At 38.5% G+C, this 12024-nt stretch carries 13 protein-coding genes; all 13 read left to right on the top strand.

Going from position 1 to position 12024, the window contains the following annotated elements:
• Positions 1-98: 98 nt before the first annotated feature.
• Entirely contained in the window at positions 99-1160 is a 1062-nt protein-coding gene (locus AC1DEF_RS01455) for an AI-2E family transporter (protein ID WP_013059290.1), read from the top strand.
• Between the two features lie 60 nt (positions 1161-1220).
• Positions 1221-1358 (top strand): hypothetical protein, encoded by a 138-nt coding sequence (locus AC1DEF_RS01460; RefSeq protein WP_013059289.1) that lies wholly within the window; start codon positions 1221-1223, stop codon positions 1356-1358.
• Between the two features lie 190 nt (positions 1359-1548).
• Positions 1549-4182: an alanine--tRNA ligase gene (gene alaS / locus AC1DEF_RS01465; RefSeq protein ID WP_097824621.1), complete on the top strand. Its 2634-nt coding sequence runs from the start codon at positions 1549-1551 to the stop codon at positions 4180-4182.
• An 84-nt stretch (positions 4183-4266) separates the two neighbouring features.
• Positions 4267-4536, top strand: coding sequence for an IreB family regulatory phosphoprotein (locus AC1DEF_RS01470; RefSeq protein ID WP_013059287.1), 270 nt, complete (start codon positions 4267-4269; stop codon positions 4534-4536).
• Complete coding sequence (gene ruvX / locus AC1DEF_RS01475) at positions 4537-4953, top strand: Holliday junction resolvase RuvX (RefSeq protein ID WP_013059286.1); 417 nt, start codon at positions 4537-4539, stop codon at positions 4951-4953. It begins immediately after the preceding gene.
• Positions 4954-5107: 154 nt separating this feature from the next.
• On the top strand, positions 5108-5392 hold the full coding sequence (locus tag AC1DEF_RS01480; RefSeq protein ID WP_013059285.1) for a DUF1292 domain-containing protein: 285 nt from the start codon (positions 5108-5110) through the stop codon (positions 5390-5392).
• 412 nt (positions 5393-5804) lie between these two features.
• The gene (gene mltG / locus AC1DEF_RS01485; protein WP_097824620.1) at positions 5805-6908 is read left to right on the top strand and encodes an endolytic transglycosylase MltG; all 1104 of its coding nucleotides are present in this window, start codon (positions 5805-5807) and stop codon (positions 6906-6908) included.
• A gap of 181 nt (positions 6909-7089) precedes the next feature.
• A complete protein-coding gene (locus AC1DEF_RS01490) occupies positions 7090-7746 on the top strand; it encodes an O-methyltransferase (RefSeq protein ID WP_013059283.1) in 657 nt (218 codons plus the stop codon).
• The gene (locus AC1DEF_RS01495) at positions 7743-8672 is read left to right on the top strand and encodes a peptidase U32 family protein (protein WP_477727293.1); all 930 of its coding nucleotides are present in this window, start codon (positions 7743-7745) and stop codon (positions 8670-8672) included. The genes AC1DEF_RS01490 and AC1DEF_RS01495 overlap by 4 nt, the downstream gene beginning before the upstream one ends.
• 39 nt (positions 8673-8711) lie before the next feature.
• Positions 8712-9974: a peptidase U32 family protein gene (locus AC1DEF_RS01500; RefSeq protein ID WP_013059281.1), complete on the top strand. Its 1263-nt coding sequence runs from the start codon at positions 8712-8714 to the stop codon at positions 9972-9974.
• A 7-nt stretch (positions 9975-9981) separates the two neighbouring features.
• The gene (gene udk / locus AC1DEF_RS01505; RefSeq protein WP_013059280.1) at positions 9982-10617 is read left to right on the top strand and encodes a uridine kinase; all 636 of its coding nucleotides are present in this window, start codon (positions 9982-9984) and stop codon (positions 10615-10617) included.
• A gap of 218 nt (positions 10618-10835) precedes the next feature.
• Entirely contained in the window at positions 10836-11312 is a 477-nt protein-coding gene (gene greA, locus AC1DEF_RS01510) for a transcription elongation factor GreA (RefSeq protein WP_013059279.1), read from the top strand.
• A gap of 119 nt (positions 11313-11431) precedes the next feature.
• The gene (locus AC1DEF_RS01515) at positions 11432-11989 is read left to right on the top strand and encodes an isochorismatase family protein (RefSeq protein ID WP_026106703.1); all 558 of its coding nucleotides are present in this window, start codon (positions 11432-11434) and stop codon (positions 11987-11989) included.
• The last annotated feature ends 35 nt before the right edge of the window (positions 11990-12024 follow it).

Consider the following 12024-nt stretch of genomic DNA (forward strand, 5'->3'; position numbering starts at 1 on the left):
GCACTGAGCTGCAATAGTGCTTTTTTGCAGGCAGAAGAGACAACAGCATGTATAAACTCCTTTCTTTATCAAAAAATAGAAGAGAGGAGGAGTTTACGTTGAAAGATAGTTCATTCAAATGGTTCTATAGATTCGGACTGCTGTTATTAGCGCTGCTGTGCATATTAGTCTTTTTTAAAGTCCAGTTTTTATGGCTTCCTGTTATTTACATGTTTTTAAAAGCACTGTTGCCTTTTTTTATTGCAGCATTCATTACATATTTACTTCATCCGCTTATTGAAAAAACGCATGATAAAGGCGTGCCTCGTCCTCTAGCTATTTTACTGATCTACATCATCTTTTTTGGAGGAATTGGGTTTGGAGCCTATAAGTCGTATCCTATTTTTGTGGAACAAGTAAAAGATTTAAATGAACAGCTGCCTCATTTTACGAATACATATAGACATTGGGTAGAATCGATTCATGATCGTACAACTTCACTTCCAAACGGTGTACATGAGAAAATTGAAGGCAGCATTGATGATGTAGAGGCTACGCTCAACGTGTGGCTTACAAAAGTGGCCGAAGGATTAAAGTCATTGATTACCTCTTTTTTAATTTTAATCATTATTCCATTTATTGTTTTTTATATGCTGAAGGATTTTTCCTCTATTAAGAAAGCAACGGCTTATGTCACGCCTAAAAAGTGGCACAAACCAGGCGAACGTTTTTTATCGGATGTGAATGAATCGCTCGGCAATTATATTAGAGGGCAGTTTTTTGTTTGTCTCATTATTGGTGTGATTGCCACGGCAGCACTGTGGTTCTTTCATGTACCTTATGCACTTCTTTTAGGCTTCATTATTGGTGTAACGAATATCATTCCTTATTTTGGCCCGATTATTGGTGCAGTTCCAGCGGCTATTATTGCAGCCACAATCTCGATAAAGTTGGTTATTACCATTGTCATTATAATCTTTGTGCTGCAGTTTCTAGAGGGAAATGTGCTGTCTCCGCTTATCGTAGGAAAGAGTCTTCATATTCATCCTTTGTTTATCATGCTTGCACTCCTTTTAGGAGGAGAATTTGGAGGAGTATTGGGTCTCATTTTGGCTGTGCCAATTTTAGCAGTCATTAAAATATCTATTTTGCATATCCGCTCTTATACGCTCAAACATTGACAAAGAGCGGTTAATTTGTCATAATATCGCCATAAGAAAACGCTACATATTTTAAACACAATGATGGATCGAGTACGTTGCACACTGGTTTTTAGAGAAGGGCTTCCTTGGCTGAAAGAAGCGCTAAACAAAGAGCAGCTGAACGCTAGTCCAGAGTGCAGGCTAAAACCTGCCGTGTCAGCAACGTTAACGCTATGAAGGTGATAAATGCTTTTGGCATTTATAATCAGGGTGGTACCGCGAGTTCAACTCTCGTCCCTGCTACAGGGATGAGAGTTTTTTTGTGTGCAAATAACTAGCAATTGCTTTTGTACACGGAGAAAATAGATGCTTTTATGTCATCATTTTTTTGTCTATAAATAAGAAGAGTATTAAAGGAGGACCAATCATGAAAAAACTGACGTCAGCACAAGTTCGTCAAATGTATTTAGATTTCTTTAAAGAAAAAGGCCATGATGTAGAACCAAGCGCATCTTTAGTTCCGCATGAAGATCCATCTTTATTATGGATTAACAGTGGAGTAGCTACATTAAAAAAATATTTTGATGGTCGTGTTATTCCTCAAAATCCGCGTATTTGTAACGCACAAAAATCCATTCGTACAAACGATATCGAAAACGTAGGTAAAACGGCTCGCCATCATACGTTTTTTGAAATGCTTGGCAATTTCTCTATCGGTGATTATTTCAAAGAAGAAGCCATCCAATGGGCATGGGAATTCTTAACGAGCGATAAATGGATTGGATTCGACGCAGATAAGCTATCTGTAACAGTTCACCCTGAAGATGAAGAAGCATTTAAGATTTGGAATGAAAAAATGGGCGTGCCTAAAGAGCGCATCATTCGTTTAGAAGGTAATTTCTGGGATATCGGAGAAGGTCCGAGTGGTCCAAATACAGAGATCTTTTATGATCGCGGAGAAGCATATGGAAATGACCTAACTGATCCCGAATTATATCCAGGTGGAGAAAATGAGCGCTATTTAGAAATTTGGAACCTTGTATTTTCTCAATTTAATCACAATCCTGATGGCACGTACACGCCGCTTCCAAAGAAAAACATCGATACGGGAATGGGCTTAGAGCGTATGGTTTCTGTTATTCAAGACGTGCAAACAAACTTTGATACAGATTTGTTTATGCCAATTATTGAAGCAACAGAAAACATTTCAGGCGCTAAATATCGTACAAATGATGAGCAAGATACGGCATTTAAAGTCATTGCTGACCATATTCGTACGGTAACATTTGCTGTAGGTGATGGTGCGCTTCCTTCAAATGAAGGCCGTGGGTATGTGCTGCGCCGTTTGTTACGCCGAGCAGTTCGCTATGCTAAAAAGTTAAACATTAATCGTCCGTTCATGTACGAGCTAGTGCCGGTAGTAGGTGAAATCATGGTTGATTTCTATCCGGAAGTAAAGGAAAAAACGGATTTTATCCAGCGCGTAGTAAAAAATGAAGAAGAGCGTTTTCACGAAACGTTAAATGACGGACTAGCTATTTTGGCAACCGTTATTAAAAAAGAAAAAGCGCAAAACAGTGATACGGTACAAGGCGAAGATGTTTTCCGTTTATATGACACGTATGGATTCCCTGTTGAATTAACGGAAGAATATGCAGAAGATGAGAACATGAAAATTGATCATGCAGGTTTTGAACGTGAAATGGAAGCACAGCGTGAGCGTGCGCGTGCTGCTCGTCAAGATTCTAGTTCTATGCAAGTTCAAGGCGGCGTACTTGGTGAAGTAACCGTTGCAAGTGAGTTTGTTGGCTATGATAAAAATGAAGTAGAAACAGTTGTTGAAGCAATTATTGTAGACGGTGAGCTTGTTGACCGCGCTGAAGCTGGAACAGAAGCGCAAGTCATCTTAAGCCACACGCCATTCTATGCAGAAAGCGGCGGTCAAATTGCGGACCAAGGTACGATCCAAAGTGCTGCAGGAACAGCGCAAGTAAAAGACGTTCAAAAAGCGCCAAACGGCCAAAATGTCCAAACGGTAGCTGTAACAAACGGTGAGCTTGTAAAAGGTGAAACATATACGGCGACGCTTGATGAAGAAAACCGCAGTGCGATTGTGAAAAACCATACGGCAACGCATTTATTGCATCAAGCATTAAAAGATACGTTAGGAACGCATGTTAATCAAGCGGGTTCTTTAGTAACAGCGGATCGCTTGCGCTTTGACTTCTCTCACTTTGGTCAAGTGACACAAGAAGAGCTCGAAAAAATTGAACAAATCGTTAATGAAAAGATTTGGGACAGCATCTCTGTACAAATTGAAAACAAAGCAATTGACGAAGCAAAAGCGATGGGTGCAATGGCGCTATTTGGTGAGAAATACGGAGATATCGTGCGCGTAGTACAAGTAGGCGACTACAGCTTAGAATTATGTGGTGGATGTCACGTGCCAAATACGTCTGTTATCGGTTTATTTAAAATTGTATCAGAATCGGGAATCGGTGCAGGTACTCGACGCATTGAAGCTGTAACTGGAAAAGCTGCCTATCAGTTAATGAACGATCAAGTAGGCTTACTAAAAGAAGCTGCGGCAAAAGTAAAATCCAACCCGCGTGATTTAGTAGGGCGAGTTGAAGGATTACTAGAAGAAATTCGTAACCTTCAGCGTGAAAATGATTCACTATCTACAAAGCTTGGCAATATTGAAGCTGGCAATCTCGTTGACCGCGTGCAAAACATTAATGGTGTGAATGTACTAGCAGCGAAAGTGAATGCAACGGATATGAATAACCTTCGCGCAATGGTTGACGATTTAAAACAAAAATTAGAATCCGCTGTGATCGTATTAGCTTCTCCACAAGGTGAAAAGGTAAATATTATTGCAGGTGTAACAAAAGATTTAATTGCTAAGGGCCATCATGCAGGCAAACTTGTTAAAGAAGTAGCGACGATTTGCGGCGGAGGCGGAGGCGGACGCCCTGACATGGCGCAAGCTGGAGGAAAAGACGCTAGCCAAATTGAAAAAGCACTTGGCACTGTAGAAGAATGGGTTAAATCCGTTTAATTCTCCTCTTTCTTGGTGTACAATATAAATAAGACTTAGCATAGTGCACAATGTGTTCACAAATTAAGAGAGTGAGGTGGGACCGTGAGTTCATTTGATAAAACCATGCAATTTAATTTTCAAGATGAGCCAGCTGAAACAAACGTACATGAAGTATTGTTTACGGTTTATGACGCACTGCAAGAAAAAGGCTACAACCCGATCAACCAAATCGTTGGGTATTTGTTATCAGGAGACCCTGCTTACATTCCTCGTCATAACGATGCGAGAAACACAATTCGCCAGTTAGAGCGAGACGAGCTCATTGAAGAACTTGTTAAATCTTATTTACAACAGCATCGAAAGGATTCATAAATGCGCGTATTAGGATTAGATGTAGGAACCAAAACAATTGGTGTGGCAGTTAGTGATGAAATGGGATGGACAGCGCAAGGAATTGAAACAATTAAAATTGCAGATGAGCAGATGGAGCAATCATATCCTCGTTTACAGCAACTAATTGACGAATATTCCGTAGAGAAAATCGTAGTGGGTCTTCCTAAAAATATGAATGGTACGATTGGCCCTCGAGGCGAAGCGTGCATTGAGTTTGCTGACAACGTCAAAGAAAAACTTAACATTGAAACGATGATGTGGGACGAGCGCTTGTCGACGATGGCAGCAGAGCGAGTACTGCTGTCTGCCGATGTAAGCCGCAAGAAACGCAAAAAAGTAATCGATAAAATGGCAGCTGTTATGATTCTTCAAGGATACTTAGACAGCAAGCAGTAAGAAAAGCAGCAGGCTTTGCCTCAGCTGAAAAGTTATGAATTTCCCTTTTGCATATTCTTTTGTACGTAAAAGGGAAGTGAAATAACTGAACGGCTTGCTTTTCGCTGAAGAAAAAGTTAAGCTAAGAGCTTACAATATAAAATGAGGTGCAAACATGAGCGTAGAAGAAAATAAAATTACAATCGTCGATGAGAATGGAAATGAGCAGCTATGCGAAATTTTATTCACATTTGATTCTGATCAATATAACAAATCATATGTAATTTACTATCCAATCGGAGCAGACCAAGATGATGAAGAGGAAATTGAAATTCATGCATCTGCTTTCACACCAAGTGAAGATGGTCAAGACGGTGAGCTTCAACCGATTGAAACAGAAGAAGAGTGGGACATGGTTGAGGAAATGGTTAATACATTCCTTGACGAAGAAGGCGAATAATTATAGTGAAAAAGCTGATGACAATCGTTATCAGCTTTTTTTTACATAGCGGCTGTTCTTTTTAGATATAAAAAGGTTTTTCCTTGCATTCTTAGGGCAGATTGTATGATAATGACGAAAAATAAGATAAATTGTAGTATAATAATTCCTGCGTGTGAGAGTGCATTTTAATAAAAGAATTCATTGTTTGAACGGATGAAACTAGACTTTGGGCAGACAATAACATAAATCATGGAAAAATTTTAGAAGAGGCGAGAGTTTAAGGAAGCGATACCATCTCACACCTATAGGCGATACGAATGAATCGCAATCTCATGTCTCCTCTCTGTTCATACTTATAAAAAATCAAGAAGAAAAGAGGTGAAACTGGTTGTATCTTCTTTTACAGAAGTAGATTTAACCAGGAAGCTGCTTGTCGCAACAAACATTTTTACCACCTAATCGTTCAAGAAAAAAACGAGTTATTTTTATTACAATTATCGTACTTCTTTTACTAGTTGGCGGTGCATTTTTCTATGCTCAATCCCGCTTAACGCCCGTGGATCGAAACAGCAGTAAAAAAGTAAATGTGACCATTCCACAAGGTTCTTCCGTCCAATCGATTGGTACGGTATTGCAAAAAGAAGATTTAATTAAAAGTAAAAGTGCATTTCGCTATTACGTAAAATTAACCCATGTGTCTGGATTTCAAGCTGGAACGTATTTATTTTCTCCTTCCATGAGCTTAGGGGAAATGGTTGAAAAAATGGAAAAAGGCGAGGTTTCAAAACAACCGGATATTCGTGTCACCATTCCAGAAGGACGTCAGCTTGTCGAAATTGCTGATATCATTGCTAAAAATACAAAGTTTACAAAAGATGAAGTCATGAAAAAGCTAGACGATAAGGCATTCGTCAATAAAATGAAAGAAAAATATCCAGATTTAGTAACGGATGAAGTGATGCAAAAAGATATTAAACATCCGCTAGAAGGTTATTTATATCCCGTTACGTATGATTTTTATGATAAAAATGTGTCGTTAGATGAAATATTGGATAAAATGGTAGGGAAAACAAATAATGTATTAGGTCAGTACAGTGGGCAAATGGAGAAGAAAAAATTCAGTGCACATAAATTGTTAACCATGTCTTCTCTGATTGAAGAGGAAGCAACTGCAAAAGTCGACCGAGAAAAAATTGCCAGCGTCTTTTATAATCGCCTTGAAAAAAATATGCCTCTTCAAACGGATCCAACCGTCTTATATGCCTTAGGAGAGCATAAAGACCGCGTGTTCTATAAGCATTTAGAAGTGGACTCCCCTTACAATACTTATAAAGTGAAAGGGTTGCCTCCAGGACCAATTGCCAGCTCTGGTTTGATGTCAATCAAAGCTGCGTTACATCCAGCCAATACAGATTATTTATACTTCTTGGCCACACCTGAAGGAAAAGTTATTTTTACCAAAACGTTAGAAGAACATAACAAAGAAAAAGCCAAGCATATTACAGGTAAAGAAAAGCAAAATACCGAAAAATAAGTGGAAATTTAAAATTGGGGAATCGCGATACTTCGCATTCCCCATCTTTTATGTTAAAATATATCGGGTTTACGTAAAAACGAAAAAAACTTATAATAGACTAGTTGTCTTACTATTTTGCAGTAATAAAACGTTATGAAAACATAATGTAAAATGTACTTCTGAGAACGGAGGAAGTGTTTTGCTTTTACAAAACGTAGAGCAGTATGTGGAAAAGCTTATTCCTAAGCGCCAGGAGCTTATTGAAGAAATGGAAGCTTATGCAAAAGAACATCACGTTCCGATTATGGAATTGATTGGTGTTGAAACGCTATTGCAAATTCTTCGTCTTCATCAGCCAAAACATATATTAGAAATTGGAACAGCGATTGCATATTCGTCTATTCGAATGACCCATGCGCTTCCAGAGGCACGAGTGGTTACGGTAGAACGAAATGAAGAGCGTTACCAAAAAGCGCAAGAATTTATTGAACGGGCGGGAAAACAAGATAAAATTGTGTCGTTGTTTGGAGATGCACTAGAGCTTAGAGATGAGATTGAACGTCATGGTCCTTATGATGCAGTGTTTATTGATGCAGCTAAAGGTCAGTATCAGCGTTTTTTTGAACATTATGAGCCGATGCTGTCTTCTAAAGGAATGATTATTTCGGATAACGTACTATTTAAAGGTCACGTAGCGACCGATTTGGCCGAAGTAGAAACACGTCGACGCCGCAGCTTAATTAAAAAAATTCAGGCATACAATACGTGGCTGATGAATCATCCCGATTATTATACAACTATTCTCCCTATTGGAGACGGAATCGCGATTAGTATTAAAAGAGGTGACCAAGAATGAAAAAACCAGAACTATTAGTGACACCAACTGCAGTTTCAGAAATCGAATCATTACTACAAGCTGGAGCAACAGCTATTATGGTTGGTGAACAGCGCTACGGTTTGCGTTTAGCAGGTGAATTCAAACGTGAAGATATCGTAGAAGCTGTAAATATTTCTCATCAGCATAATGCAAAAGTCTACGTAGCGATGAACGGATTATTTCACAATGATAAAATCGCCGAACTAAATGAATATATTTTATTCTTAAAAGAAGCAAGCGTGGATGCGATTGTATTTGGAGATCCTGCTGTATTGATGGCAGTGCGTGAAACAGCTCCAGAAATGAAGATGCACTGGAGTACTGAAACAACGGGCACAAACTGGTATTCATGTAACTACTGGGGGCGTAAAGGAGCTAAGCGCGCAGTTCTTGCTCGTGAGCTAAGCATGGATAGCATCATTGATATCAAAGAAAAAGCCGAAGTAGAAATTGAAGTTCAGGTGCATGGCATGACGTGCATGTTCCAATCAAAACGTTCACTTCTTGGCAACTACTTTGAGTATCAAGGAAAAGTCATGGAAATTGAAAATCGTAAAGTGGAAAAAGATATGTTTTTACTTGATAATGAGCGAAACAATAAGTATCCAATTTTCGAAGATGAAAATGGAACGCACATTATGAGTCCAAATGATATGTGCATTATCGATGAGCTTTCCGAAATGATTGATGCTGAAGTAGATGTATTCAAAATTGACGGCGTATTAAAGTCACCGCAATATATTTTAGAAGTAACAAAAAAATATCGTCAAGCGATTGATTTATGTGTAGATGACCGTGAAGAATACGAAAACGTTAAAGTCGATTTGTTAGAAGAAATTGAAAGCTTGCAGCCGATTAACCGTCCGTTAGACACAGGGTTTTTCTTTAAAGAAACGGTATATTAAAAAGCATGCAAAAAAAGATAAACAAAGGAGGTACAAACGATGGCTGTTCAAATCGATACTGTAGTAGAAGGTAAACGAGTTATTACTAAGAAGCCTGAGTTGTTAGCTCCAGCCGGTAACCTTGAAAAATTAAAAGTTGCCGTACACTATGGAGCAGATGCTGTGTTTATCGGAGGAAAAGAGTTTGGCCTTCGTTCAAATGCAGATAACTTTACATTTGAAGAAATGGCAGAAGGTGTTCAGTTTGCAAACAAATACGGCGCACGTATTTATGTTACAACAAACATTTTTGCTCATAATGAAAATATGGACGGACTTGAAGATTATTTAATGGGATTAGAGCGCGCTGGTGTTTCTGGAATCATCGTAGCTGATCCGTTAATTATCGAAACCTGTCGACGCGTTGCACCTAAGCTTGAAGTACATTTAAGTACGCAGCAATCACTTTCAAACTGGAAAGCCGTTCAGTTCTGGAAAGAAGAAGGATTAGAACGTGTTGTACTTGCTCGTGAAACGGGTGCTGAAGAAATGCGCGAAATGAAAGAAAAAGTGGATATTGAAATTGAAGCTTTTATTCACGGAGCGATGTGTATTGCCTATTCAGGCCGCTGCGTGCTAAGTAACCATATGACAGCGCGTGATTCAAACCGCGGAGGCTGCTGTCAATCATGCCGTTGGGACTATGATTTATTTAAAGTAGAAGACGGTAAAACGGAAACGGCTTTATTTGATGAGCAAGACGATCCGTTTGCAATGAGTCCAAAAGACTTAAATTTAATTCAATCTATCCCTCAAATGATTGAGCTGGGTATTGATAGCTTAAAAATTGAAGGACGTATGAAGTCGATTCACTATATCGCAACAGTGGTGAGCGTGTATCGCAAGGTGATTGACGCATACTGTGCAGATCCTGAGAATTTTGTGATTCAAAAAGAATGGCTTGATGAGCTAGACAAATGTGCAAACCGCGATACGGCTCCTGCCTTTTTTGAAGGAGTTCCTGGAGTAGATGAGCAAATGTTTGGCGTACACGGCAAGAAAACAAAATTTGATTTTGCTGGTTTAGTATTGAATTATGATGAAGAAACAAGCATCGTGACACTGCAACAGCGTAACTATTTTAAACCGGGAGAAGAAGTGGAATTTTTCGGTCCGGAAATTAAAAACTTTACGCAAAAAATAGATAAAATTTGGGACGAAGATGGCAATGAACTAGATGCTGCGCGTCATCCGCTGCAAATTGTGAAATTTAAAGTGGACCAACCTCTATTTTCATATAACATGATGCGAAAGGGGATTTAAATATAAAATGGGGAAAAAGCCCGTTGTAATCGGTATCGCTGGTGGATCCGGTTCTGGTAAAACAACTGTAACCAAAGCTATTTATGAATATTTTAAAGGGCATTCTATTATGCTTCTTGAGCAAGACTATTATTATAAAGATCAAAGCGATGTGCCGTTTGAACAGCGTTTGCAAACAAACTACGATCATCCTTTAGCATTTGATAATGATTTGCTGATTGAACACTTGCAAAACTTATTAAATTATGAGAGCATTGACAAACCGGTATATGATTACGCAATTCATACGCGCTCTGAAAAGGTAATTAGAGAAGAACCAAAAGATGTTATTATCTTAGAAGGTATTCTTGTACTAGAAGATCAGCGCTTGCGTAATTTAATGGATATCAAGCTATACGTAGATACAGATGCGGATCTTCGTATCATTCGTCGTATGCTTCGTGATATTAAAGAACGAGAGCGTACGCTTGAGTCAGTTGTTGATCAATACGTATCTGTCGTTCGCCCGATGCATAATCAGTTTGTTGAACCAACAAAACGTTATGCAGATATTATCATTCCTGAAGGCGGTCAAAACCACGTAGCGATTGATTTGATGGTCACTAAAATTCAAACAATTCTTGAACAAAATGCCATTTTATAATAACATAGCATAGATGCAGGAATTTTTTTGAAGACAATGCAGACATATTCTGCTAACTAAACACAAACATTATAAAGAATAGAGAAACGAGCAGCTTCTGTTTTGAAGCTGTCATTTCTCTATTAACTGATTTTTCCACAGAGTGGAAAATTTTTTGTACATACAGAAATGGACTGTATACACTAGAGATTTTGAGTTCAAGAAGGAGTGAAGGGATTATGGCACAAGAAAAAGTATTTCCAATGACAGAAGAAGGAAAGCTAAAGCTAGAGCAAGAGCTAGAATATTTAAAAACAGTAAAACGTAAAGAAGTTGTAGAGCGTATCAAAATCGCCCGCAGTTTTGGAGATTTATCGGAGAACTCTGAGTACGATTCTGCAAAAGACGAGCAGGCTTTCGTAGAAGGCCGTATTACAACGCTTGAAAATATGATTCGCAATGCGAAAATTATTGAAGAAGATGTAGAAAACTCTTCTATTGTATCATTAGGTAAATCTGTAACATTTGTAGAGCTGCCAGATGGTGACGAAGAAACGTATACAATTGTAGGTAGTGCAGAAGCAGATCCGTTTGAAGGGAAAATTTCAAATGATTCGCCAATTGCTAAAAGTCTAATGGGCAAACAAATTGGAGATCAAGTAACTGTTCAAACTCCTGGTGGAGATATGTCAGTGAAAATTGTATCTGTTAAGTAAAACATTTGGTTGGAAGCGTTCTACTGAATGCTCGTAAGTAAAAAAGCTGACACGCGTCAGCTTTTTTTATATGATTTTAAAAAGCGGAGAGAATAGAAAAGATATGTAAGAAAGGAAAGATGAAAATGAAAGATATCGATTTTGCTAAAACAGCGCTTGTTTTAATTGATTTACAAAAAGGGATTGTTCCAATTGGAGGAGACGAAATTGTGGAGAAATCTGTTCAGCTTGTGAATCGTTTCCGCGAACAAAATGGATTTATTAGTTTTGTACGAGTAGATTTTCAAGATGGAAAAGATGCGTTGACGCCAGAAACGGATCAAAAGCCATCTGCTCCTCAAGAAAGACCTGCAGACTGGGCGGAATTCGATCCAAGACTTAATGTTCAAGAGAATGATTATATTGTGACAAAACGTCAGTGGGGAGCCTTTTTTGGGACAGATTTAGACCTTCAGCTTCGCCGAAGAGGAATTGATACAATTGTCCTTTGCGGAATTGCAACAAATATTGGTGTGGAAAGCACAGCTCGTGAAGCATTTCAGTATGGGTATAACCAAATTTTTATCACGGATGCCATGGCGACATTTACAAAAGAAGAGCATGAAGCAACTCTTTCTTACATCTTTCCGAAAATAGGAAAGCTAAGAACAACTCAACAATTTTTAACAGAAAATTAATAATAAAAACTTGCTGAATCAGCAAGTTTTTTTGT

The organism is Priestia sp. 10L35 (genome assembly GCF_056395685.1).